At 32.7% G+C, this 26,208-nt stretch carries 25 protein-coding genes; 15 read left to right on the top strand and 10 right to left on the bottom strand.

Features of this window, described 5'->3' with window-relative positions; genetic code table 11:
- Positions 1-54 precede the first annotated feature (54 nt).
- Positions 55-1,047, bottom strand: coding sequence for a homoisocitrate dehydrogenase (gene aksF / locus Q7I96_01710; GenBank protein MDO9626328.1), 993 nt, complete (start codon positions 1,045-1,047; stop codon positions 55-57).
- Positions 1,048-1,414: 367 nt separating this feature from the next.
- Between aksF and Q7I96_01705 the strand changes: the two genes are divergently transcribed.
- The 10 genes from Q7I96_01705 to Q7I96_01660 all read left to right on the top strand — a co-directional run bounded on the left by Q7I96_01705 (position 1,415) and on the right by Q7I96_01660 (position 12,605).
- Positions 1,415-2,419 (top strand): tetratricopeptide repeat protein, encoded by a 1,005-nt coding sequence (locus tag Q7I96_01705; GenBank protein ID MDO9626327.1) that lies wholly within the window; start codon positions 1,415-1,417, stop codon positions 2,417-2,419.
- A 152-nt stretch (positions 2,420-2,571) separates the two neighbouring features.
- Positions 2,572-3,135: a HEAT repeat domain-containing protein gene (locus Q7I96_01700; protein MDO9626326.1), complete on the top strand. Its 564-nt coding sequence runs from the start codon at positions 2,572-2,574 to the stop codon at positions 3,133-3,135.
- Between the two features lie 230 nt (positions 3,136-3,365).
- A complete protein-coding gene (locus Q7I96_01695) occupies positions 3,366-4,313 on the top strand; it encodes a malate dehydrogenase (GenBank protein ID MDO9626325.1) in 948 nt (315 codons plus the stop codon).
- Between the two features lie 534 nt (positions 4,314-4,847).
- Positions 4,848-5,414 (top strand): pyridoxal 5'-phosphate synthase glutaminase subunit PdxT, encoded by a 567-nt coding sequence (pdxT, locus tag Q7I96_01690; protein ID MDO9626324.1) that lies wholly within the window; start codon positions 4,848-4,850, stop codon positions 5,412-5,414.
- Positions 5,414-6,331, top strand: a complete 918-nt coding sequence (locus Q7I96_01685) for a glutamine amidotransferase (protein ID MDO9626323.1) — start codon at positions 5,414-5,416, stop codon at positions 6,329-6,331. Before pdxT ends, Q7I96_01685 begins: the two co-directional genes overlap by 1 nt.
- A 48-nt stretch (positions 6,332-6,379) precedes the next feature.
- The gene (locus Q7I96_01680) at positions 6,380-7,069 is read left to right on the top strand and encodes a GXGXG domain-containing protein (GenBank protein MDO9626322.1); all 690 of its coding nucleotides are present in this window, start codon (positions 6,380-6,382) and stop codon (positions 7,067-7,069) included.
- Entirely contained in the window at positions 7,069-8,259 is a 1,191-nt protein-coding gene (locus Q7I96_01675) for a Coenzyme F420 hydrogenase/dehydrogenase, beta subunit C-terminal domain (GenBank protein MDO9626321.1), read from the top strand. The genes Q7I96_01680 and Q7I96_01675 overlap by 1 nt, the downstream gene beginning before the upstream one ends.
- Complete coding sequence (locus tag Q7I96_01670; protein MDO9626320.1) at positions 8,259-9,761, top strand: glutamate synthase-related protein; 1,503 nt, start codon at positions 8,259-8,261, stop codon at positions 9,759-9,761. Before Q7I96_01675 ends, Q7I96_01670 begins: the two co-directional genes overlap by 1 nt.
- A 636-nt stretch (positions 9,762-10,397) precedes the next feature.
- Positions 10,398-11,783: an MFS transporter gene (locus Q7I96_01665; protein MDO9626319.1), complete on the top strand. Its 1,386-nt coding sequence runs from the start codon at positions 10,398-10,400 to the stop codon at positions 11,781-11,783.
- A gap of 90 nt (positions 11,784-11,873) precedes the next feature.
- Positions 11,874-12,605: a CDGSH iron-sulfur domain-containing protein gene (locus Q7I96_01660; protein ID MDO9626318.1), complete on the top strand. Its 732-nt coding sequence runs from the start codon at positions 11,874-11,876 to the stop codon at positions 12,603-12,605.
- Positions 12,606-12,670: 65 nt separating this feature from the next.
- On the opposite strand, the gene Q7I96_01655 is transcribed toward Q7I96_01660, so the two are convergent.
- Positions 12,671-13,090 carry a hypothetical protein gene (locus Q7I96_01655; GenBank protein MDO9626317.1) on the bottom strand — a complete coding sequence of 140 codons (420 nt, stop codon included), beginning with the start codon at positions 13,088-13,090 and terminating at the stop codon, positions 12,671-12,673.
- Between the two features lie 277 nt (positions 13,091-13,367).
- On the opposite strand from Q7I96_01655, the gene Q7I96_01650 reads away from it, so the two are divergent.
- Together Q7I96_01650 and Q7I96_01645 are read left to right on the top strand one after the other, a co-directional pair.
- The gene (locus tag Q7I96_01650; protein ID MDO9626316.1) at positions 13,368-13,868 is read left to right on the top strand and encodes an NAD(P)/FAD-dependent oxidoreductase; all 501 of its coding nucleotides are present in this window, start codon (positions 13,368-13,370) and stop codon (positions 13,866-13,868) included.
- On the top strand, positions 13,835-14,029 hold the full coding sequence (locus Q7I96_01645) for a hypothetical protein (protein MDO9626315.1): 195 nt from the start codon (positions 13,835-13,837) through the stop codon (positions 14,027-14,029). Before Q7I96_01650 ends, Q7I96_01645 begins: the two co-directional genes overlap by 34 nt.
- Positions 14,030-14,149: 120 nt before the next feature.
- On the opposite strand, the gene Q7I96_01640 is transcribed toward Q7I96_01645, so the two are convergent.
- The 4 genes from Q7I96_01640 to Q7I96_01625 all read right to left on the bottom strand — a co-directional run bounded on the left by Q7I96_01640 (position 14,150) and on the right by Q7I96_01625 (position 18,475).
- Positions 14,150-14,959, bottom strand: a complete 810-nt coding sequence (locus tag Q7I96_01640; protein MDO9626314.1) for a metallophosphoesterase — start codon at positions 14,957-14,959, stop codon at positions 14,150-14,152.
- Between the two features lie 313 nt (positions 14,960-15,272).
- Positions 15,273-16,571: a DEAD/DEAH box helicase gene (locus tag Q7I96_01635; protein MDO9626313.1), complete on the bottom strand. Its 1,299-nt coding sequence runs from the start codon at positions 16,569-16,571 to the stop codon at positions 15,273-15,275.
- 287 nt (positions 16,572-16,858) lie between these two features.
- Positions 16,859-17,533 carry a Dna2/Cas4 domain-containing protein gene (locus tag Q7I96_01630; GenBank protein MDO9626312.1) on the bottom strand — a complete coding sequence of 225 codons (675 nt, stop codon included), beginning with the start codon at positions 17,531-17,533 and terminating at the stop codon, positions 16,859-16,861.
- A 291-nt stretch (positions 17,534-17,824) separates the two neighbouring features.
- Positions 17,825-18,475, bottom strand: coding sequence for a 5-formyltetrahydrofolate cyclo-ligase (locus Q7I96_01625; GenBank protein MDO9626311.1), 651 nt, complete (start codon positions 18,473-18,475; stop codon positions 17,825-17,827).
- Positions 18,476-18,623: 148 nt separating this feature from the next.
- On the opposite strand from Q7I96_01625, the gene Q7I96_01620 reads away from it, so the two are divergent.
- The gene (locus Q7I96_01620; protein MDO9626310.1) at positions 18,624-19,142 is read left to right on the top strand and encodes a thermonuclease family protein; all 519 of its coding nucleotides are present in this window, start codon (positions 18,624-18,626) and stop codon (positions 19,140-19,142) included.
- A 208-nt stretch (positions 19,143-19,350) separates the two neighbouring features.
- On the opposite strand, the gene Q7I96_01615 is transcribed toward Q7I96_01620, so the two are convergent.
- The 4 genes from Q7I96_01615 to hypE form a co-directional block, all read right to left on the bottom strand.
- Entirely contained in the window at positions 19,351-21,570 is a 2,220-nt protein-coding gene (locus Q7I96_01615; GenBank protein ID MDO9626309.1) for an Ig-like domain-containing protein, read from the bottom strand.
- Positions 21,571-22,320: 750 nt separating this feature from the next.
- Positions 22,321-22,584, bottom strand: a complete 264-nt coding sequence (locus Q7I96_01610) for a DUF5654 family protein (GenBank protein ID MDO9626308.1) — start codon at positions 22,582-22,584, stop codon at positions 22,321-22,323.
- Between the two features lie 187 nt (positions 22,585-22,771).
- Entirely contained in the window at positions 22,772-23,182 is a 411-nt protein-coding gene (locus Q7I96_01605) for an RDD family protein (GenBank protein MDO9626307.1), read from the bottom strand.
- Positions 23,183-23,455: 273 nt separating this feature from the next.
- On the bottom strand, positions 23,456-24,472 hold the full coding sequence (hypE, locus tag Q7I96_01600; GenBank protein MDO9626306.1) for a hydrogenase expression/formation protein HypE: 1,017 nt from the start codon (positions 24,470-24,472) through the stop codon (positions 23,456-23,458).
- A 662-nt stretch (positions 24,473-25,134) separates the two neighbouring features.
- On the opposite strand from hypE, the gene Q7I96_01595 reads away from it, so the two are divergent.
- Both Q7I96_01595 and Q7I96_01590 read left to right on the top strand, forming a co-directional pair.
- Positions 25,135-25,518 (top strand): 30S ribosomal protein S8e, encoded by a 384-nt coding sequence (locus Q7I96_01595; protein ID MDO9626305.1) that lies wholly within the window; start codon positions 25,135-25,137, stop codon positions 25,516-25,518.
- The gene (locus tag Q7I96_01590; GenBank protein MDO9626304.1) at positions 25,496-26,173 is read left to right on the top strand and encodes a DNA polymerase domain-containing protein; all 678 of its coding nucleotides are present in this window, start codon (positions 25,496-25,498) and stop codon (positions 26,171-26,173) included. Before Q7I96_01595 ends, Q7I96_01590 begins: the two co-directional genes overlap by 23 nt.
- Positions 26,174-26,208: the final 35 nt, after the last annotated feature.

Raw genomic sequence — 26,208 nt, 5'->3', positions numbered from 1 at the left:
TATTTTATCTAAATTTTAAATTTTTTTTTAAATAATCATAAACTAAATTTAAAATTAAATATTAATATTTTTTATAACTTCTCTGGCTATTTCCATGGTTTTGGAGTTACCCCCCAAATCTGGTGTTAAAAATTTTCCTTCTTTTAGAACTTTAAGCAATGAATTTTCAACCAAATTCGCACTTTCTAATTCTCCAAGGTGTTTAAGCATCATAACGGTTGATAAAATCATTCCTGATGGGTTAGCTATTCCTTTACCCGCAATATCTGGTGCTGAACCATGAACTGGCTCAAAAAGTCCATTATTTTCACCTATATTTGCGGAAGGTGTCATTCCAAGCCCACCTACCAAACCTGCTCCTTCATCCGAGAGTATGTCTCCAAAAAGATTGGTGGTAACCACTACATCGAAAATATGGGGCTTTGTTACGAAATACATGGCCGTGGCATCCACGTAATAATCATTTGATTCTATGTCCGGATAATTTTTAGCAGTATTGTAAAATGATTCTTTGAACAAGCCGTCTGTTTTTTTAAGTACATTTGCTTTATGGACGGCAGTAACTTTATTTCTATTATTGGTTTTAGCATATTCAAAAGCAAATTTGCATATGCGCATTGAAGCATTTTTAGTAATTAATCGGGAGGCATTGGCTCCCTCTGGTGTGTATTCTTCTAATCCAGAATACAACCCTTCAGTATTTTCTCGAATTATTACAAAATCCAGGTTAGGGTATAGGGATTTAATTCCTGGAAGTGATTTAATTGGTCTTAAATTTGCAAAAAGGTCTAAATTTTTTCTAAGTGTTATTATGGCACTTTTTTGTCCAGGGACAGTTGTAACTGCTCCAAAAAGAGTAGCATCAGTTTTTTTTGCAATTTTTATTGTTTCATCAGGTATGTTTGTTCCATTTTTTTGAAAACATTCATTTCCTGCTTCAGCTATTTTGTATTCTAAATTCAATTCTAAGGAATTTAAAACTGAAATAGCGGCTTCTATTACTTCTTTTCCTATTCCGTCTCCACCTATAACCGTAATTTTTTTCATGAAAAAGCACCGATTTTTTTTAAAAATCAACAATAATGTTCTTTAAATGTAAATTATATATGTTTATAAGAATATAATTAAGTTAAATATCTCTATTATAATATCTCTTGGATAATATAATTATTGGGGGATTATTTTTAATAGATATGGATTTATATATGATATTTTCATATCATGACTAGAATTACTTTTAGTTTAATGTTTAAGAAGTTCTAATGGATGGATTAATTATTAGAATCGAGCAAACTTTGTTTGGAAGTCTCATTAAAGTGCATGAAAATAGATTAATTATAATTTATAAAAGTTAATTATATCTTATAATCGAAAAAAATTTTCTGTCGAGAATTATAATTAAGAGATGATTTATATGAATGATGTTCTGTTAATATTGGGATTTATGGATGTTTTCACCGGCAGTAAAAAGGGTTCTATAAAGTATTATGAGGAAAAGCTTCATGAGTTTCAAGAAAAAGAAGCCGAGACATTAATTGATATTGGCGCCATTTATTTGGAAAAAAATGATCTTCAAAATGCTTTAAAAAACTTTAATGATGCTTTAAATACCTATAAGAAACTCAAATATCATGAAGGTGTAGCTTATACCTTTGATCTTATTGGTGATACATATTTGTCTGCTAGAAACTGTGAAATGGCCCTAAGAAATTTTAAACAAGCAAGGGAAATTTATGCTAGTATTGGCTCTTCAATAGCAGATGAAATGAGTGAAAAAATCGATGAAGTAGGCCATATAAATGAGTCTATGGACATGGATCTGGATTTAGTAGATTTTGATGAAAAAGAGAATTCAGTTGATCAGAAAGAATATGCTGATGACGATTATTTTGATGAGGTACCCTTTGAGGATATAAATGCTGCGGGTGAAAATTTAGATGACCCTTCTAAATCTGATAACTCTTCTAAATCTGATAAAATATCCATGAAAAAGATTGCTAAAAAGTTAGAAGAATCAATAATGCTTCTTGAAAATTCTGATATTTATTCAATTTATTATAAAGATTCTAAAGATGAGGGTATAGAATATCTTAAAGAAGCCTTATTAACTGCTGAAGTAATTGATGATACTAAAGGGCAAGCTACTCTTCATTTAATGATAGGAGATAATGATTTAAAAAATAAAAATACTGCTCAAGCTTTAAATCACTTTGGCCAGGCACGAAAAATCTTTGAAAGAAGTAATGATAAAAAGGGCAAAGCTATTGCCATGCTTTTGATGGGTGCTGTATTTTTTGTCCTAGATGAAAAAGATGAAATGTATGATTTATTTAAAAATTCTTTTAACTTATTTCATGAGATTAAATATAAAGATGGAGAAAATGTTGCCAAAGACCTTATTGGGATGCTTTCTATTTAATAAAATAAATTTTGCAGAATTGATTATATTTTAATAGAAATCATTATTGTAGAAATCTTTACAAAGATGGCCCAATATAGAAAAATCTTTTATCAAAAAGATACAATATTAAACTATATCATTATTTATTGATTAAATATCGAGGTGAAAAAATGGAGAAAAAAGAAAATGTGATTAGACTCATCGAATCTTTACAGGAAGATGATGAACACGTTAGAGTGCAGGTTATTGAACTTTTAGAAGAAATCGGAAATCCTGCTGTTGATCCACTCATTGATGTCCTTGATAGTCCGAATAAATATGTTAGAATGGGTGCTGCTAAGGCTTTAGGGGTCATTGGGGATTCTAAAGCAATTGAACCCCTGATTAAAACTTTGAAAGATGATAATAAGTGGGTTCGCAGAGATGCTTCAGGTGCTTTGGCTCAAATGGGGACTGATGCAGTTGAACCTTTGATAAATATTCTCTCAGATGATGATTGGAAAGTTAGAGGTGCAGCCACTTGGGCTTTAGGTAATATAAAAGACCCTAGAGCTGTTGAGCCTTTAATAGGTGTTTTAAATGATGAAAGTGGATTTGTAAGGGGCGGTGCTACCTGGGCTTTAGGTAATATTGGTGGTGAAAAAGCCGAAAGTGCATTAAAAGAAGTTGCTAAGGGCGAAGGAACATATACTAAAAAAGTTGCTTCTAATTATTTGAATAAAGATGATAATTAATTTGGGTTATCATCTTAATTTTAATTTATTATATTAAATTCTGGGCCTTAATGGCTTTCTGAATTTTTAATTTATTTAAAGTACCCAATTTTCAGGGTTAAATGAAAATTAAGATTAATATATAAATTTCTATTATTCATTGAGCATCATTAATATCTAGCTCATCTCAATTTGTTAAAGATAATAAAAAATAATAGATAATACAGTAATTAACTTAAACAGGTGTTTATTTGAAAGTAAGTGTAATTGGAGCTTCAGGAAAGGTTGGAAGTTCTGCTGCCTTTTGTTTGGCAGAAGAATATTCACTTAGAGAGTTGGTCCTTGTTTCTAGAGAAGAAAGTTTAGATAAGATTAAAGGGGAAGCTATGGACATGTATGATGCTTTAGCAGCAAAAGATGTTCATGTTGATATTAAGTCAACTAGTAATCTGGAAGATTTGGCTGGTTCTAATATTATTGTTTTGACATCAGGTATTGCTCGAAAAGAAGGTATGTCAAGGATGGACTTGGCTATTCCCAATGCTAAAATTGTTGCAAAATATGCGAAAGCAGTTGCTAAATATGCTCCCGATTCTATATTGCTTGTAGTGAGTAATCCTGTAGATGTAATGACTCATGTGGCTTTAAAAGCTTCTGGAATGGATAAAACCCGTGTTATTGGTTTGGGTAATCACCTGGATTCTTTGCGTCTTAAAACTTTCATTGCCCGCCACTTCAATATAAATGTTAGTGAAGTAAGATCCAGGGTTATTGGAGAACATGGGGCAAATATGGTTCCTCTTTTAAGTTCAACATCTATTGGTGGTATTTTACTCAAATATTTCTCTAATTATCATGATTTTGATATGGGGAACATTATAGAGAAGGTTAAAAGCGCAGGGGAAGAAGTAATTATTAGAAAAGGAGCAACTGAATTTGGCCCAGCTTATGCAATTTCTAATATTGTAACTACCATCTTAAATGATCAAAAAAGAATCTTGACCGTTAGCGCATACCTTGATGGTGAAATTGAGGGCGTTAAAGGTGTATGTCTGGGAGTACCTGCTAAAGTCGGTGCGAAGGGTATCGAAGAGATCATTCCCATAAAAATGAGTGATTATGAAATTAAAGCTTTTCTTAAAGCTGCTGATGTGGTTAAATCTTTGACTGACGATGTTTTTAAAGCGGCAGACATTTAATTGTTTATTTTTTTTATTTAATGTATATTTGATATTAATATACTTTTTCTGGAACAATCGGAGCATAATGTAGGATATAATATTTTTATTAATAAATGATTGAATATTACCTTAATTTTTTGATAATTTTATATAATTTGAATAATGTTTAAAAAAATTTACTATTTTTTGATTTTTAGTTTAGTTATATGATAATTTAAGTATAATTACTTTAGAAATACAATAATTTATACTTATTTTGTTTACTAAATATTTTTAAAAATCGAAGCAAATATTTATATCATCGTTCAGTTATACTATATTTAACTAATATATTTCTGAACATTGTACATTAATACTGGAATATAGAAATCAAAATTCAGAAAATAACTCCAGTCGGCAATGATTTTCCGGTAGGTTTATATATCATTATTTAAATAATATGTGATTACTTAGATTATGATTTTATAAAATTACAGCTTATCTTTAACTATAATAGGTAAATCTAATTCATAATCTTATAAAAAACCCATCAAAAATAGTGAAGGAGCAAAAATGATACGAATTGGAATCTTAAATTTGCAGGGAGATGTTTCAGAGCATTTTCAGATTGCTCAGAAAGCTCTGGAAAATCTGAAAGTTGAATACCAGTTACTGAATGTGAGAACGGCTGAAGATGCTTCTCAATGTAATGGAATAATAATATCTGGTGGAGAAAGCACTGTCATTGGTAAATTGATGGTGGAAAATGGAATAAAAGATATTATAATTCAAAATAAGATTCCAGTTTTTGGAACTTGTGCTGGAATGGTGCTATTGGCTAAAGAAACTGATTATGAACAACCTTTGTTAGATTTAATGGATATGCGAGTCAAAAGAAATGCTTTTGGCCGTCAAAAAGATTCTTTTGAGCAAGAAATAGAGATATTAGGTGGAAAATATACTGGAGTTTTCATCCGAGCCCCGGCCATAGAAAAAGTATGGGAGGATGTTCAGATAATTTCTAAAATTGATGATATAATTATTGGGGTGAAGCAGGGGAAAAATATGGCCCTGGCATTTCATCCAGAACTTACTGAAGATACTAGATTACATGAATACTTTATAAAGGAGGTATTATAGTGTGTGGAATTGCAGGCGTAGTTTATAAAGATAAAAAGCTTCACCCCGTGGGAAGCGACATGACAAAAATGCTAAATGCTCTACAACACAGAGGTCCTGATTCCGCAGGGTTTTCTCTATATGGGGGATTAGGCCTTGAAAATAACGAGTATTTACTCAATATTGAAGTTAAAGAAAGACCAGGACTAATTGAATCTGTTAAAGAAATAGTGGAATTTGTTAGCCCTATAAAATCTGAAGAAATAATTCCTTCTGTGGAAAATTTCAACATCTATCGATGTAAAATTTCTCTGAATGAATTTTCCCAGTTAAAACCCCTGATTATGGATATTGACAAACTGGAAGATGTTATGGTACTAAATGGTAGTCATTCATTTGAAATGATTAAAGATGTAGGCTCTGTCTTAGAAATTGCGGATAGATATGACACCTGGTCAAAAATGGGAACTCATGCTATTGGCCACACTCGATTTTCCACTGAAAGTCTGGTAGATAGATATCACGCCCACCCTTTCCAGACCTATATTATACCTGACATAACTGTTGTTCACAACGGCCAGATAACTAACTACTGGAAAATAAGGGACCCTCTGGAACGTAAAGGACACATATTTGAAACTAATAATGATACGGAATGTATTGTGCATTATGTGGCCGATAAATTGGACAATGGATATTCTTTAGAAGAAGCTCTGGAACAATCTGTTAAAGACATGGATGGGCCGTTTTCTTACATTATAGGGACTCCTAATGGTGTAGGAATTGCCAAAGATCAACTGGGACTTCGTCCGGGAGTAATGTCTGAAAACGATGATGTATTTGCCATCGCCTCAGAAGAAGTTTCCCTGAGAGAAGTAATGGATACTCAGAATGTGGAACAGATTTCCCCTGGAGAAGTTAGGGTTTACGAAATTTAATAATTTAAATTTGATATTATTCGCATGATTATATATGAAGGTGATTTAATGAGGGAAATAGAAATTGACGCTCAATCAAAAACTCCCAGGGAAATAAACCGTGCTATACGGGATATGAGTCAGGAATATGATAGAATTATCCTGAAAAATCCTGATGCCAAGCATTACCTTGCTGCTGGCCTTACAAATGATGTGGAACTAGTCATTGAAGGTTCGGCAGGATACTTTGTAGGAACTATGACTCACAACGCTCGTATAAAAATAAATGGTAATGCAGGATGGTTTCCAGCAGATAACATGACTGAGGGCGAAGTGATTGTTGAAGGGTCTGCTGGAGATGGTGTAGGTCAGGGAATATATGGTGGAACTGTAGTGGTACGAAGGGATGTTGGATCTCGTACTGGAGAAATAATGAAGAATGGAACCGTAATTATCGGTGGAAATTCTGGATTTATGACGGGTATATTTATGATGGGTGGTAGAATTATCATCCTGGGTGATTTGGCTGAAGATGCAGGAGAATCTATCATAAGGGGAGCTATTTACGTTCTAGGTGAAATTAAGAGCCTGGGAAAAAATGCTAAAATAGAAGAAATAGACGAGGAAGATAAAAAGGAATTGAAGGAACTCTTACCTTCTTATGGTTTTGAATTAGATGATTCAAAATATGATAACTTCCGTAAAATAGTCCCAAGGAGTAAAAGACCGTTCTATGGTCAAGATTCGGAGGAAGGATAATGAATAATAACTCTGTTAAAAATCAAGCTGAAATACAAGCGGGCAATTGTTCGGAGAAAATCGCTATGACCGGAACCCCCTGCCAAATAATGGCCGCTTCTATTATGGATGATTATTCGGGTCATTTGGGAGATTTACCAATAGATTTGAAAATAGGCCTTTTCTGTATGGAAAACTTTTCCTACAGTTATTTGAAGGAACTTTTGAAAAAGCACGACATTGATTTAAAGGATGTGAACCAGTGTCGTATTGAAAAGGGCTATTTATGGTTATATCTCACTGAAGATCAAGTATTCAAAATATCTTTAGATGAAGCTAAAACTTGCATCCGAAAGAGCTGCCAGATATGTATGGACTTCACTTCTGAACAGTCTGACTTGTCAGTAGGTTCGGTCGGATCACCAGAAGGATGGTCCACAGTCATAATTCGTAATGAAAAAGGATTAGAATTAATGGAAAATGCTGAGGAAGCTAAGTACATTGAAACTAAACCTATTTCTGATTCCGGTATTAAACTAATGGAAAGATTAGCCCTTAAAAAGAAATCTGAAAACTTAAAAGAAATTAAAAAACGGGAAAACATGGCTCGCCCAGTTTTATACTGGAGAATAATGCCTGAAGGAGAATACTTGGAAGAAATTGCAGATAGTCAATTTGCAGACCTTAAAAGCGATGTTATTGATGTTGGTGCATGCGTTCTTTGTGGGGCCTGTTTATTGTCATGTCCTGAAAATATTGTAGAAATAAATGGTAGAAAACCAGAAGTAAAAGGAAAATGCCCAGAAGGTTGTAATGCCTGTTATGTGGCCTGTCCTAGAACTTACGTTCCGGATAATATGGTTAGTCATGACGCTGAAAAATCTGCCTTTGGAGATTATATTAAAATAGTCTCTGCCAAGGCTGCCATGTTCCAGGGTCAGGATGGGGGAGTTGTTACTTCTATATTAAGCTTTGCAGTTTCTAGCAAAGTAGTTGAAGAGGCATTAATAGTAGATAAAAGTGCCCATGACCCATGGAAACCAAAACCCGGACTTACTGGTGATGTGGAGGCAATTGTTAAAGCTTCAGGGACTAAATATTCTGCTTGTCCCATTTTTAAACCATTAAAAGCTGAACAAAATAATTCATTAAAAAATAATTCATTTAGTGAATCAGGATCCAATAAATTAAAATCTAATGGGGGATCATAATGCCTTTCAAAGTAGAAAGAAGTAAAGAGCTCTGTATGAGAAATTTTGACAGGCCTGGATGCTGCTGGTACTTATGTGACAACCGGGACGAAAGTCAATGTAAAAACTGTTACTCCTGTTATAACAACTGTCCTCATGATGTTTATGAAATAGTTGGGGATCAACCTTACCCACTTCACCATGAAAACTGTGTGGGATGCCGTATATGTGAAGAAATGTGTCCTAACGATGCAATTGAAGTAAATGCAGTGCCAGAAGATACTCGTAATGTTTGGTCATTCTCAGATCTATTGGAAATACAGAGAAAATCTAACGAAGGATCCTACAAAGTTAGGGGATGTGGTGCAACCCGTATCATACCTACATTTGATGATCTGGTAATTGTACCGGCCCAGGTTTCCAGGCCGCCTATTGATAAGTATCGGGAACCATGCAACACCAAAGTGGTTTTAGGAAGTCGTTACGCTGAAAACCCACTGGTACTGGACACACCTATTATGATTGCCGCCATGTCATTTGGTGCACTAAGTAAAGAAGCCAAAATTGCTCTGGCTATGGGAGCTACTCTTGCTGGAACAGCTACCAACACTGGTGAAGGTGGAATGCTTCCAGAAGAACGTAAATATGCTTCTAAATTAATTGCCCAATATGCATCTGGTCGATTTGGTGTATCTGCAGAATACCTGAACAATTCAGAGGCCATTGAGATTAAAATTGGTCAGGGAGCAAAATCAGGTATGGGAGGACACCTTTTAGGTGAAAAAGTTACCGCAGAGGTATCTAAAATACGAATGATTCCTGAAGGAAGTGATGCTCTAAGCCCGGCCCGACACATGGATATTGTAGGTCCAGAAGATTTGAGCATGAAGATTTCTCAGTTAAGAGAAATCAGCGACTGGAAAGTTCCAATCATGGTTAAATTCACCTCTGGAAGAGTTAGTGACGATGTAAAAATCGCTGCTAAAGCTGGAGCAGACATAATTGTAGTGGATGGTATGCAGGGAGGAACTGGTGCTGGTCCGGATATAGTAACTGAACACTCTGGTGTTCCAACTATTGCAGGAATTGTGGAAGCAGATGAAGCATTAAAACATATCAACCTGAGGGAAAAAGTAAGTCTTGTAGCTGCAGGAGGTATCAGAAATGGTGCAGATGTGGCCAAGGCCATTGCTTTAGGTGCAGATGCAGCATACATCGCAACTTCGGCGCTTGTTTCCATAGGCTGCCGTGTTTGTCAAAAGTGTTACACTGGAACCTGTAGGAAAGGTATTGCTACACAGAATCCTCAATTTAGAAGGAGACTGGACTATGTGGAAGGTGGTAAAAAGGTGGCCCGCTACATAGAAGCCATGACTGAAGAAGCTTGCATGCTTACCCAGCAGGCAGGAAATACTGATGTGAGCAAACTGGAAAAGGACGATCTTCGTGCATTAACTATCGAGTCATCAGTCCTAACTGGTGTGAAAATGGCCGGATTGGAAGCCCCTTTCATTAAAAAATAATTCCTTTTAATATTTTAAGAGGAATTTTATATTCTCTTTTTTAACAGATTATAGAATTAAAATTAATAGTAGTTAATAAATTTTATATTCTCTTTTTTCATTATTTTAATTAGAATTTTAAATGATATTAAATTAATTAAATTAGTTGAATAATTATTTGTGATGTTTTTTAGAAGTTTTAGCTTTATTTATTATATTAGTTGATTCATTAGAATAATCTTAAGTTTTATCAGGAATAACATTTTTCTTTGCTGGATTAAAAACATTCTGGGCAAATGGTTAATTCATTAAAATGCCATATTTCGTCTGTAAAATGCCCTATAAATTCTTATTTAAATTTTAATTTATAAAAATCTTCTTTATTAAATTTTTTCCCGCAGTTTTCACCTTCTTTCATAGCATCAACTCAAACTTAATTTAATCAGTCTATTTGAGTAATTTTAATTATAATATCATATATTTTAACTTTATTTTATTCCATGTGACCAAGTATTTTGGCTAAAATAAAGGAATGTAAATATATTCAATAATTTAAAGAAAAATATTTTTTAGGGTTTATTATCAATTAAAAAAAATCTTGTTTTATAAGAAAATATATATTATTAATAGGCATATTTTAATCATTGGAGATAAAACATGCAGAAAATATCAGTGAAACATTATGTGCTCATTATAGCTGCCCTTTCATCTTTTTTAACTCCATTTATGGGTGCATCAGTGAATGTTGCTCTTCCTGCTATAGCAGCACAGTTTAAAATTGATGCTATAGTTCAAAACTGGATACCTGCTTCATATCTTCTGGCAGCAGCTATATTTGCCGTTCCATTTGGTAGAATATCTGAAATATATGGTATGAAAAAAATATTTACCTATGGAATGCTTATTTTCACTGTTTTCTCGATTTTATCTGCATTGGCACCTAATGCCATGGATTTAATCATTTTCAGGGTTTTCCAGGGAATTGGATCTGCCATGATGTTTGTAACAGGTCTGGCCCTTTTAACTCGGGTTTATCCTCCTCAAGACAGAGGAAAAGTAATTGGGATAAATATAGCTGTAGTTTATATTGGACTGTCATTAGGTCCAGTATTGGGCGGATTATTTACCTATTATTTAGGATGGCCTAGCATATTCTGGTTCACAGTACCTATTGGTATTTTAACTCTGGCCATTGTACTGGGTAAACTCAAAGACGAGTGGGCTGATGCTAAGGGCGAGAAATTCGATTTTATTGGCTCCGCATTTTATTCTGTTGCACTATTTTTGTTGATGTATGGATTTTCACTTCTTCCAGATACATCCGGAATCTGGATGCTTTTAATAGGAGTTTTATTATTATTAACATTTGTAAAGTGGGAATTAAGTCATTCTAGCCCGGTATTCAATATGAAACTCTTTAAAAATTATACTTTTGCATTTTCCAGCTTGGCTGCATTAATAAATTACAGTTCAACCTTTGCAGTGTCTCTTCTTTTGAGCTACTACTTACAATACATTAAAGCATTTGATGCCCAGACTACAGGACTGATTCTGGTGGCCCAACCCATAATAATGGCTATTGTAGCACCTATGGCTGGTCGTCTTTCTGATAAAAAAGATCCACAACTTTTAGCTACTATGGGAATGGCCATTACCACAGTGGGACTTTTTATTCTTTCATTAATCAATCAAAATACTAGTTTGGAGCTAATTATTGTGGCTTTAATGATTCTGGGTCTTGGTTTTGGATTGTTTTCTTCACCTAATACCAATGCTATTATGGGCTCGGTAGAGAGAAAATACTATGGAATAGCATCTGCTACGGTTAGTTCCATGCGTTTAATAGGTCAGACATTCAGTGTTGGGATTGTAACTCTAGTTTTTGCTTTTGTAATGGGTAGGGTTGTTATTTCACCAGAATCATATGCTATTCTATTAAAAAGCATACCTATCTGTTTCACAATTTTCACTATAATGTGTTTCATAGGTATTTTTGCAGCAAAGGCTAAAAGAAACAGTAATAATGTTGTTAAAGGAAAATAAAAATTATTTTTTAAAAAATTTTTTTATTTTTTTATTTTACAAACAATTAATTAAAAATAATAAATGAAATATAATTAATAAAGGATTCATATGGCTGAAAAAGATAAAATGAAAATTAAAATAACTAAAAATGGCCCATATATTGTTACTGGTGGGGTTCCCCTTTATGAACAGAAATTAATTACTGATGAGGCAGGACACACCAGGGAATTACAGGATATTCGTCAATTTCCCCCACAAGAAACTTATACTTTATGCCGTTGTGGCGAGTCTAAAAAAAAGCCATATTGTGATGGAACTCATACTGCAGCTGGTTTCGATGGAACCGAAAATGCCCGTAAAAAAACTTATATGGAAAAAGCAGATATATTTGAAGGCCCTGAGCTCAAATTAACTGATTTATATGAATTTTGCGACCATTCCCGGTTTTGTCTAAGGGCAGGGGGCATAAGAGAGAATATAAAAAAATCAAATGATCCAGAAGCTCGTCAAATAGCCATTGAAGAGGCTATGGTCTGTCCTTCTGGGAGACTGGTGTTGTGGGACAAAAAAACAGGTCAAGCTTTTGAAAAAGAATATGAACCTTCTATTGTACTTATACATGACCCTCAAAAGAGCTGTGAAGGACCAATATGGGTCAGGGGTGGAGTTACCATTGAATCTGCTGATGGAACAGAATATGAAATCCGGAATAGGGTAACTCTGTGTCGCTGCGGTAAATCAGAAAACAAACCTTATTGTGATGGTAGCCACTGGATGAATGCCAAGCAGAAATTGAAATTTAGAAAAAAATGGGGCCTTGATGAGAAAAAAGAGGAATAATTTTTTATTTTTATTCAATTTTTTCTTATTTTATATCTTTTAAGACTTTTTTAAAGCAGGATTAATTAAAGTTTTTTTAACCATTCCATGGTTACATCCGCAATTTCATCGGAAATGTCTTCGATATGGTCCTGTTCACTCCAGGTGCATATTTCTCCTTCATCAATATCTCCCACTACATCTTCTATTTTGTCATCATCACTGAATGTTCCATGCTCTGATTCGCAAAAGCTAAACTTTTGGTTGCGATTTTCAAATAGCAGTTCCCAGTTTTCAGAATTTCTTAACTCCCAATACCAGATATAGGTAGTAACAGTTTCTTCTTCAGGATCTTCCTTTTCAAAGTTTTCTTCTTTTTCATATCCAACAATTAGGACTTTTTCATCATCTAAATAAATATTCTTTTCCCAAGTATCTTTAGAACTATTAGCAATTTCAAGGTCTGTTTTTTCTATCTGTTCCACCAGTTCTGCTTTTTTTATCATTTTAATCCCCTGAATAAACATTTGATTTAATACTCCTGAATTAATATAATATTTGTTATTTAAACCAGATATTAGTATCTATAATAATATTATGATTCATTATGATTCCAGTGAATATGGAATGCTTAAATTATTATTTGAAATTATTCATGATGATATTAAAAAGTTTTTAATCAAATTATTTATTAATTAAGTGCTTAAATCAGGTTTATTAATCTTAATCTATTAAATTATTATTCAATAATAAATGTATAATTAAATTATATAAAGCAATATTATGTTAGAAAATATTCCTGAAAAAGGTGCTGCACTACAAAGAGACATGAAAACTTATGCAATAATTCCTTATCTTCCTGGTGGTATCATTTCAGTGGAAGATTTGAAAAAAATGGTAGATATAGCAGAGAAATATAATGCTAAAACATTTAAAATTACTCCTGAACAAAGAGTTGCTGTTATTGGTCTGCCCAAAGATAATCTTGATGATATTTGGAAAGAATTAGGTATGAAACCTGGTGGATTCATTGGCAAAGTGGTGAGATCTTCTAAATTCTGTCCAGGAATAATTCATTGTAAAAAAGGGGAACAGGATACTATTAAGATGGGAATGGCCATTGATGATAAATTTATGGGAAGTTCTTTGCCTAATAAGGCTAAAATTGGAGTAAGTGGATGTCCAAACTCCTGTGCTATGTCTGCTGTCAGGGATATTGGTCTAATTGGCACAAAAATGGTTGGAATGTTATGGTTGGGGGTAATAGTGGAAGAAAACCTATGATTGGGGAAAAAATTGCAAAAAACCTTTGTCATGAGGATGCTATTGAATTAATTGATAAAATTTTTAATTATTATGGGAAAGTAGACACCAAAAGACGGCTGGGGTATTATATAGAAAAAATAGGATTTGAGAATTTCAAAAAAGATTTGCAGATTGACTAATTGTTTGATTTATAATTATTTTCATCCTGTTTGATTTTATTTAATGTCATATATCTATTCTAATTCTTTTTGATTCTCAATAATAAAATAAATAAAAAATCATAACTATAAAATAAAAAATTAAGTGGTTCTTTTTAGGGTTATTACATATATCTGAGGTCTGGCAAAGAACCTGATAGGTGCGTAAACGGTTCCTATTCCATTACTCACAATCATAGTAGAGTTATCTTCATTTATAATTCCGGTACGATATTTATTTCCATAATCTGAATAAACAACCGGAGCCAAAAGGCCAAAAAATGTTACTTGTCCTCCATGGGTATGGCCAGATAATACTAGGTCCACTTTGTTTTTATTTACTTCGGGGAAATAATCCGGATTGTGTGATAATAAAATAACAAAATCCTGCGCGGTAACTGGACCTATAGTGGCATTTTGTATTTGAGCACCATTGTTATAATCCCCAACTCCACCTAATCTGATTTGGGCACCATTTAACTCTATCCATGTTCCTTTGTTACCAATGTAGGTCATATTTGATTTAGGTATGGTGTTTAAAGTCCAGTACTGTGGGTCACTATTCCCTAGAACTGCATAAACTCCTAAAGGTGCTTTTAATTTGGCCAGAGACGAGAATACTGGAGCAATGTAGGTGGAGTTACCACTAACATAGTCCCCTCCTAATAAAATAAGGTCCGGATTTAAGTTATTGACTTGATTTACAAGATCATTGACTCTATTTTTATCAAAAAATGGCCCGTGATGAATATCACTGATAAAAACGATTTTCTTGCCATCGAACTGGGATGGTATTTGACTGGATTCAATGTTCAATTCCTTGGTTTCAATCCAGTAGGGCTCAATGAACATGTAAGCCACAATTAAAAATCCAATTATTCCTAATAATCCTAAAGTGTTCTTTAATTTCATTTAAATCTCTTTTAATCTTTTACTTTTATTTAATAGGGATTTTATCCAATAAAAAGCTTTTCATGAGTTTAATAATTAAATTGACCTATTTTATTAAAATAAGTGTAAATAATTAAAAATTGATTTAAGGGGTTATATTATAAATAACGAGAATATTTTTAATTCAAACAAAGGAATTAGAAAAGATAATTAAGAATGAATTAAAAAGAAAATTTCTATAAAAGAAAATAGTTAATGAAAAATATAAAATCGAATTTAAAAAAATATCTAAAACAAAAATTTAAAAAATAAATTTTTATAATTAAAAATTTACTTAATTAGTGTTTTTATCGTTAGCAATCTTCAATAGGGCAGCTGATATATCTACAGAGTTATAACCGACTTCTATTAATCGCTCCACGTTGTGAACACATTTACTTAAATCTTCATTATCGATAGTTGCTTTAACTTTTTCCAGAATCATATCTGTTTTAAGCTTGTCAACATCTTTTAGTGAAGGAATTTGTTGTTGTTGGATTTTAGTTTTGGTAAATCTTTGGATATCTCTTAATTTGTAGATTTCTTTACCTGCTACAAAGGTAAAAGCCTGTCCTTTTTTACCAGCACGTCCAGTTCGACCAATCCGGTGCACATAATATTCATTGTCGTTAGGTACGTCGTAGTTGAATACTGCTTCCACATCAGGCACGTCGATTCCTCTGGCTGCAACATCAGTGGCCACCAGAATGTCTATTTTACCATTACGGTATTTGTTCATGACCTTATCTCTTTGGCCCTGTCTCATGTCGCCGTGAATACCATCTACGAAGTATCCTCGAGTTTTTAAGTCTTTTACTAACCTATCTACTCGGCGTTTTGTGTTACAGAATACTAAGGCCAATTTAATATCGTGAACATCCATTACACGGGACAGTACTTCTGTCTTCATTTTTTCTTTTGCTTCAAAATAGATTTGCTCGATTTCAGGAGCAGTAAGTTGGTGATGAGCAACTTTAATCAGTTTTGGATTTTTCTGATATTTTTTAGTGAGTCTTAAAATGTCCTTGGACATGGTAGCAGAGAATAATAGGGTCTGCCTTTTCTTAGGAACGTGTCTTAGAATTTCTTCTATATCGTCCCGGAATCCCATATCTAGCATTTCATCTGCTTCATCCAGAACAACCATTTCCACACCATCTAATTTAAGAGTTCCTCTCTGGATGTGGTCGATTACTCTTCCTGGAGTACCAATAACAACATGCACTCCTTTATTGAGTGCTCTGATTTGCCTTCCAATAGGCTGTCCACCATAAATTGGTAGTACTTTAACTCTTTCCATGTGTGCTGAAATTCTTCCTACTTCTTCAGCTACTTGAATACATAATTCTCGGGTAGGACATAATACAATGGCCTGCACGCTTTTGTCCGGAGTGTAAATTTTTTCTAGAACAGGAATCCCAAATGCTGCGGTTTTTCCAGTACCAGTTTGGGCCTGTCCAATAATATCTTTACCGGTTAATGCTATGGGAATAGTGAGAGACTGAATTGGAGTAGCTTCTTCAAATCCCATGTCTACAATAGCTTTTTTAATCTCTTTTGATATATCTAAATCGTTGAATAGTAATTGATCCATATTATCTTCCTTATTTTACAAAATATACAAATTCTAAAAATATGATAATTAATTATTTAAGGCTATTTTAAAATAAAACAAAATTAGCAAATAATCAAAAATCAGTCGTTAACATACTATTAGTAAGAGGATACATTTAAAGTATCCTATTAATATGAGTAATTAATTAAATTTTCTTAGTTTTAATATAATATATTGGGTATTTGATTTATAACTATCTGATTATCTAATTATTATTTTGTCTTAAAATTCTATTTTATAAAATATTTTAGTATAATCCAGCGAATTTATTTAAATTCACAGTAACTACTAAAACGGCACTTAGCACATTTTCGAGGATTATCTGTAGGTAAAAATGCCTTAGAACCATTTAATAAATCTTGCATACGTTTAATAAGAGTTTTTATCTTCTTTTCGGCTGCTGGGTCAAATTCCGCACTCCAAAAAATGTTATCTGTTCCTCTTTCTCTTAGAGCAGCTCTTATTTTACGCCCATTACTTATTTCACTATTTATCTCAATTAGATCTTTAAATGCAAGGCAATAACCAAAAACTTGATTAATGGTGGAATAATAGGCTACGGTACCTGGTTTATCATCGATTATAATAAATTCATCGGGAGTTAACCATATTTCATCAATAAAACCTCTTATGCCATATTCTGGCGAAACTACCCATACTTCTCGGGATAATAATTCTTCCTTTTGGGAAAGTTCCATCATTTCTGCAAATGTGGCGGGGACTGCTTCTTCTTTGAATTTATCTTCCAGTTCCTGGTGAATTTCTTGGCCTTTCATCATTTCTGGGGTGGGTAATGTACTTATTCCTTCCATGTATTCAAGATATATGCTATATTCACAGTAACCCTGTTGATTTAACCAGCTTATTGGAAAATTTAATTTTCCATCTATTATTTTGGCTCCTTTAATAGTAGGATGATTTTTAGAATTTTTATTGTGCATATTAATCCGCTTTATTGTAGTTTATTTTATTTTTGGCCATTTTGGTTGAATTCAATAAATTATTATCCTAAAACGACATAATTGGTGATATTTAAGGTATTATATTGGATAATTTAAGGAGAATTGTAAGAATAATGCTGAATATTATGGCTATAATAATTTCTTTCCAATCAATATTTTTTAAATTCATTATCAGACCTTATTTTAATTGATAAATTCATTATTTAATGTATTATTAATCTTTAATAAACTCATTAATTTTTATTGTAATTAATTTATTATTTTTATTATTTATTTCACCAATGCAATTTTAGGATCTAATAATAATCTAATAACTTCATTGGGAGTAACTATAATGTTAATTTTTTGATCATGGATTTCCACGGGCACATTACTTACTATTTGCAAAGGATGAATAGTGGTGACCATAGGAGTTTGCTTATTTACTGATTTCTGATTTAATAATTCATAAATTTCCTTATCAGCATAACCCCCACCTTTCCCCAGTCTATTTCCATTCATATCCACAGCCACGGATCCTTCTATGACCATATCTACATGCGGAATTTTAGATATTGATTTTCCATATTTAAAGGCCCCTTTTATGGTGGAAGCTATTTCTTTATTATTTTCTTTTAAAGATTCACCTTCAATTAAAAGATATCCATGTTCTAATTTGGGGGTGGCCATGATTAAATCTTTATTTTGGTTTAATGCAAGTTTTCTGATATATTCTTGGGCTGAATCCGGACTGCAAAATATTAATTTAGAATTTGACCATTCTATAGTCCTACTTAATCTTTCTGCAGCAATTTTTGCTCCTTTAAAGTTAGGTATCCTACCATAATCTCCTTCAGGCCTTTTTGAAATTCCATTTTCATTTATTAATTCCCATATATGATTTCTAAGATTTTCTTTTTCTTTTGAAACCTGAAAATTCATTTTAAAACACCATTAATCATTTTTAATTAATTGATTTATTATATTTGGCCTGGGTGGATTCCATAAAACAATAAATGTCTAAATAACAACTGAATACTAAATTTAATTAAAAATAATTATATTGTTTCAATAATATAATCTTACAACAATGCCAATAAAAAACTTCCTTAATAAATCTACAATTATAATAATATGTTTAATTTTATCCTCTATTTTATCTTCAGGATGCATAGGGAATGATTCTTCTTCTAACACAGATAATTATATTTCTAATGATTCTTCTTTAAATAGCTTAGATAATCTCAATAATTCTCTAAACAAAAACACAACTACGGCCCATTATGAGAAACAAGGTTACTGTGATTATGTGGTAGATGGTGACACCATTTATGTTGTTGGGGTGGGTAGAATACGCTTTTCTGGTGTCAACACTCCGGAAAGGGGCCAAGCAGGATATCAAGAAGCAAAAGATTTCGTGAAATCATATTGTTTGGGGAAAACAGTATATCTGGATATAGATGATGCTAAAAATCATGATAAGTATGGAAGGACTTTGGCCGTGGTTTATGTGGGTAATCAGAATATCAACGCCCTTCTTTTAAAGAAAGGATATGCTGAGATTATGTATATTCCTCCTTCGGAATTCCCACGGGGACTGAATACGTAATAACTATTTTTGATATATTAATTTTGATTATTTGAAATATAAAATTCATTCTTTTATTTTATGTTTGATAAAAGCTCAATTAATATCCTAAATTTTTTAATAAGACATTAATAAGTCTTTAATTTTTAATTTTAAATAATTGAAGCAATTTATATTGATATATTGAAAAAAATAAGAAAAGAAAAAATATATGTTATGTTATATTTTTTTATTTTAGGCTCGTTTTTCGTACAATTAATACGTTTAATGTGTTTTTGCTGATCCAGAACCGATTTTTGGCGTGAACTGCTCTTTTTTGTTTGCTTGGGGCGTTTTTCACTGTGATTTTTTGTGTGTATGTTTTGAGGCCGGTTGCGGTCCAGGTATTGGTTATGCTGATTGTTTTTTTGCTGCTGGCAGTATTGTACACGAATTGATCAACGCTTACTGCAGTTCCTATGGGGTAGGTTCCTATGGTGAATTTAGATGTTTTGCCGGGGTTTAGGTAGAAGTTATACTTTTTAAATGTTGGTTTAGTCGTACCTGGTTTGTAAACTGTGACGTAGTAAACTGCGTGTATTCTTGCTTTGCCTGTGTTTTTCACGGTTAGGGTGAAGGTTTTTTCTCCGATTATTTTTGCACTACTAGTTGAACTATTGTACTGGTCGTTTCCAGTGTATTCAGCAGTTATGGTACGTGTTGTGCCGGTTAAATCATTGTAAGGCAAGGTGGCCATACCATTGGAATTAGTGATGCCTGATCCGACAATGGCACCATTAACTTTGAATGTCACGTTTTGGCCAGATATGGCCTTATTATGGTAGGTGTCCCATAAATTAGCAGTTAATTGTAAAGTTTTCCCTTTATAGGCCATTACTTCGTTTAAAGTTAATTTGATTGGTATGTGGTTGAGTGTTAGTGTGCTGTTTGTGGAATTTGTTTGGTAGTTAGTTCCCGAGTATTCAGCGGTTATATTGTATGTTCCAGCAATCCAATTAGATGGTACTTGCCAGTTTAAGGTAGCTAAACCTGATAAAATGTTAGCTGTTCCCACACTGATTCCATTTACTTTGAAAGTTATATTCTCTTCATTCACTGGTGTACTATTGAGATCTGTCACATTTGCCATTAAATTGATTTTTTGGCCAGGGAAACTGGTTATATTGTCCATGACAATGTGAGTGGGTATTTTAACTACATTAATCTTGGTGTAAGCAAATCCATTATCTACAATTGCATATACTTGAACTGGATTATTAACGGGTTTTAATCCATTTGCTGTATAGGTGACTGTACCTGTACCATATTCCAGTGAAGACTGAGTAATAGTTCCCCAAGATGTTAAGAATATTACTGGTATTTGTGCAGGGTATTTTAAAAATTCACTTTGGTGGTCTGTGCCGTCGGAGTCTTTATATAAATCTGCGGTAATTTGAGAAGTTTGTGTATTGAATATTTCACTCGGATTAGAAGTTATAGTAAGAATTAACCACGGATTAGTAGTAATATTACCATAGTTAACTCCTACTGGGCCATTGTTAGAACCCCACCAATTATACTGGGCATTTACATTAACTGGATTATAATTGTAAATAGCAGAACCAAAAGTTGCTGTGTTACCTGCAATCCGACTAAAATTAACAATTAATTGACCATCATAATTATTTTGGATGGCTCCTCCTTGTGTGGCGGTGTTTTGTGTGAGGTTGGTTTGGGTAATGGTGATGTTACCATAATTATTTTGGATGGCTCCTCCTTGTGTGGCGGTGTTGTTGTTGAGTATGCTGTTAATGATAGTTAAATTACCATTATTGTAGTAGTTGTAGTTGTAGATGGCTCCTCCATATGTGGCAGTGTTATTGTTGAGTATGCTGTGGGTAATGGTTAAATAAGCATAAAAGTTTAAGATAGCTCCTCCATTGGTGGCGATGTTGTTGTTGAGTGTGCTGTGGGTAATGGTTAAATTACCATTATTGTAGATGGCTCCTCCACTATATGTGGCGGTGTTATTGGTGAGTGTATTGTTAGTGATAGTTAAATTACCATTATTGCAGATGACTCCTCCCCATAGTGCGGTGTTATTGGTGAGTGTATTGTTAGTGATAGTTAAATTACCATTATTGACTATAGCTCCTCCGATGGTTGCGTTTCCGTTGGTTATTGTTAAATACTGTATGGTTACGTTTATTCCACTGGCGATATTGAATATCTGTGCGTTGTTAGTTCCATTTATAATGGTTCTGTCCTGGCTTTGGCCCATAATGACCATATTTTTATCAATAATAATGCCAGTATTATCCGATCCAGAATATACTCCGTTTGCAACGTGCACAGTTCCATTTTCATTCACTGTTCCCGTTGCATTTTTTATACTGAGTTTGGGCCCACTGGTACCATTATAATTTACTAATTGGCCATCCCAAGAGTCATTTCCTCCAGATCCGTTCACATATATGGTATCACCTGGGGCTGCGGAGGCAGCACCGATACAAGTAAAGGTTAAAATTAAACTTAAAAGGATTAATGGTATTAAAATTCGTTTATTAGAATTATTTTCTTGTTTTTTTATCTTTTCACCCCATTAATTTTTTATTTATTATAATAAATCCTTATTTAGGGGGCTTATTTTATTATAGAAGAAGTATTTGTCTTGAGAATAGAAAAAAGTGAATCCCCCACTTTTGGCAAAATATTGATTATTTTAACAATTTATCTATTTAACTAAACCAGTATTAATTATTTATTATATATCTCGAGGAATAATCATTAAATAAATGGAATATTTTTTTATAAATATTTGAAAGCAAAATTAGAAGTTAATAGATAAATAAAGGCCTTTCCTTTGGAATTTTATCTTTATTTTTGTATAGAACTAGGGATAATTTTTTTTTAGAAGGAATGTATTTATTTAAAAATATTTTCATTCAACTAGATTCTTAAAATAAATCGCATTATCATTTTATCACTTTAGCGCACTTGCGAAAAATATTATTATTAATAAAGATAATTTATAATTGCGATTAGATAGCTTTTCATCTTTTAATTAAGGGGTACATTTGGTAGATAATGTAAAAAGGATTATCAGGGAACTTTTATTATAATTTCTAAATAACTCCCATTATCTCCTATTTTTGTTTTATAATTTTTAACTAAGAATAATAAAAAAATAATATAAAAAATAGTAAAATTAATTTTATTTTTATTCTACAATCCTCACTTCTTGAACTGCAGGCTTAGCGATAAGTTTTCCAATTATTATGGTTGCAATAATGGCCAATACCGTAATAATTATGGCATAAATAAATAAACCAGTTGTTCCGTTTCCTGTTCCGATTAATTGTATTATCAAAGCTTTAATTGCTTCATTCCAGGCCAATGCAGCAATTAATCCGAATGCAGTTGTTATTAAAAGGCCTATGTTTTCTAATACTTGACTTTTCACTTCATTTATATGATCCTTCATTTTTTGCCCTCACTTAATTTCATATTATTATTAATTTTGAATTTTTGGAAGTAAAAAGATAATGGATATGTGAAACCCTATTAATGCATAAATAAAAATTAGAAGTATAAAAAAGCTACTGATTTGATTACTAGAATGCAAAAAGAAATCGAAGATAATAAAAAATGAATAGTATTATTAGATATTTTTAAGGGCTTTCGCTTTCAAAAACAACTTGTGTCTTAGCATATTTATCTAATATCCTAAGAGAGCCGTTTTTAATGAGCTTACCTAATAAAAGGTCAATTAAAACAGGAATCCATAATATTTTAGATAGGTTACGGATAAATGTTTTTTTGTAAGTTAATTCGCCATCAGTTGACTTAACTTCGATTCCCACTAGACTTTTACCTATTGTTTTTGGGTAATGACCTTCTAAATAAGTAAAATAACATATAATTACCAAAGCCAGTAAAATTATCCAGTAGTTAAATATAGTAAAATACCCGCTTACTACTACCAAGGGGTAAATAACAACACTTACAATCCACATTAGTGCTGTAATAACAATGAAATCAATAATAAATGCCCAGAATCTTTTTTTAGTTAAGCTTTCCATTTAAATCCCTATTTTATATTCAATTTTTTAATACATCCTTAAATTCTAAAATTATTGTTCATTATTTGAACTCAATCATGGAAATTATGATGAAATCCTATTAATATTAGTATTAAATTATTATTTGTTAAAATTAATCTTGAATTGAAAATATTTATAATTTCCTAAATGTTCTTACTTACAATTAATGATTATCATGCATTAAAATAAAAATTAAAAGAATAAAAAATTTTAATTAGTTCATTAATTTGATTTAGACTAATTAATAGCTAATTAACAAACTCTAGGTACGGGATCAGCAATTGGTGCTTCTAAAATTCTTGTTCCACCTAAAGAAGTCTCCATTAGAACATGATGGCCTTCAGTGACTTCTCCAATAATTTGTGCTTCAGAGCCGTATTTGGTCTTTCTAATAGCTTTTAAAGTCTCCTCAGCAACATCAGGCTTTACACCCATTACTACTTTTCCTTCATTGGCCACATCAAAGGGATCTATTCCTAACATTTCTGAAACTGCTTTAACCTGTTCTTTTAGTGGTATTTGATCTTCATCAAGCATTAATCCCACACCAGATTTACTGGCCAGTTCATTGACAGCATTGGCCAGGCCTCCACGGGTAGGGTCTTTTAGAGCAGTTACTCCCCCAATTCCCAGAGCAGTTTCTACTATCCCCCATACTGGGGCCACATCTGACTTTAGATCAGTTTCAAATCCAAAACCTTCACGATAGGCCATTAGGGCCATTCCATGGTCTCCTACACTTCCACTGAGAATGATTTTGTCCCCCACTTCTAGTCCAGAGTCTCTTTTAACTTCTCCTCTTTTAGCAAGACCAATTCCCGTTGTGGCAATGACCATCTGGTCTAATTTTCCCTGTTCCATGACCTTGGTATCTCCAGTGATGATTGAAACTCCGGTTTCCTGACAGACTTCATCCATGGATTTTATTATAGTTTCCAGATCTTCTCCAGGGAACCCTTCTCGAATAATCATGGCATTGGTAATGGCCATTGGTTTAGCTCCCATTACCGCAACGTCATTAACGGTTCCAGCAATTGATATTCTTCCAATGTCTCCTCCTGGGAAGAACAATGGGTCTATGGTGTGCCCATCCGTACTTACCACGATTTCATATTCTCCAAGCGGAATTGAGGCCCCATCATCCAGATCATCCAGGCCTACACCACCATTCACACTTTTATTGTGTATGTTGTTTAATATGATATCTGAGATTAAATTCTGCATTACTTCTCCGCCAGCACCGTGGGACATACCAATTTTCATAGAAATTCACCCTTTGAATGTTTTAAATGTGATTAAACTTTATTATAGAAATTAAGATTTATTATAGAATATATCAAATTAAAATACAACTATAATTAATTCATAATTTAATTATACGATATTTACATGATTGAACATTTACAATATTTAAATGTTACAAAAAATTTATTAAATAAACTTCTTAAACCAATTGTAAATTTTTAAACTTTAAATATGAGTTTAGTTAAATTATAATAAATTACATGAAAACACATTTCCTAGCATATGGCTGGTTTCAATAAACGAAAAAAATTTGTATACTGGTTTATTAATAAAATTAGGAATATTGTGTATGGAAATTAAGAACTTAATTGGTTTTCATGTTTTAATATGCCCAACAATCAAAATATTTTTAAAGTTCGATGGATAACTTTAATAAGTAATTAAATTGATATAATTGATATATATTGTTTAAAATAGAATTATTTTAAATAAGATAAATTAAATAGGATACCAGTTGTGTTTTAAATTCAGTTTTTACTGATTTTGGAATTTTAATTAAGGTTTCTAAATGGATATTAAATCTAATAAATTTTAGATAAGTATTCCATATATTATTCTAAAAAGGAAGAATCAACTGTCTTTTTGGATGATATTAATTACAAAAATAACGTTAACAAGGTGAAATAATGGCAATTTGGCAAGGAAAATCAATGAAAAAACCTAGTGGTGGACGAGCAAAAATGAACCGAGGAAAGAAGAAGTGCGAACTCGGTAGAGAAGCTGCTGAAACCAAAATAGGTGACCGAAAAATTAGAAGAATTAGAACTCAGGGTGGAAACGAAAAAATCAGATTATCCAATGATTCTAAAATTAATGTAATGAACCCTTCAACCAAAAAATCTGAAACGGCTGAAATATTAAATGTTGTAGAAAACTTGGCCAATCCCAACTTTGTAAGAAGGAACATCATAACTAAAGGTGCTTTAGTGGAAACCAGTGCAGGTAAAGTTCGAGTTACTTCCAGGCCTGGTCAACACGGTATCATTAATGGTGTGCTCATTGCAGAATGAACTGGAAGCAGAAATTCAATCCCAGAAGGATAAATTTTTAGAATTCATAAACCAGGACCTGCCAGAAGGCATGGAACTGGAATATGAAGGATTTTACAAACGGGGTTTTTTTGTTACCAAAAAGAGATATGCTCTTATTGAAAATGAAAAAATTGTAGCAAAGGGTCTGGAGCTTGTAAGAAGAGACTGGGCTCCTATTGCTAAAGATACCCAGCAAGATATCTTAATGGCCATTTTAAAGGATGGTTCTCCGGAAAAAGCTAGAGAAATCATTAAAAATGTTATTATAGATATAAAATCGGGTGAAGTGGCCATGAAGGATATGGTTATACACACTCAAATCACAAAGAAGTTAAGTGATTACAAGCAGATTGGGCCTCATGTGGTTGCTGCTCAAAGATCTATTGCCAAGGGACGGAAAATAGAGAGAGGATCTATTATTCGTTATGTTATTGTTAAAGGTAAATCTCCCATAAGTAAAAGAGCATTTCCTATTGAAGACACTGAAAAAATGGAATATGATCCGGAGTATTATCTTAAAAACCAGGTTTTACCTGCGGTCTCAAGGATTATGGATTCACTAGGTTATTCCTCAGAAAAACTAGCTGAACTTGCTCAAAAAGAGAAACAAAGCAGTTTAGATGCTTTTTTTTAATCAAAAATTAAAGAATTTTATTATTTGAATGTTTT

The organism is Methanobacteriaceae archaeon (assembly GCA_030656015.1).
GTDB lineage: Archaea > Methanobacteriota > Methanobacteria > Methanobacteriales > Methanobacteriaceae > UBA349.
This window is presented reverse-complemented; position numbering and strand designations above follow the sequence as displayed.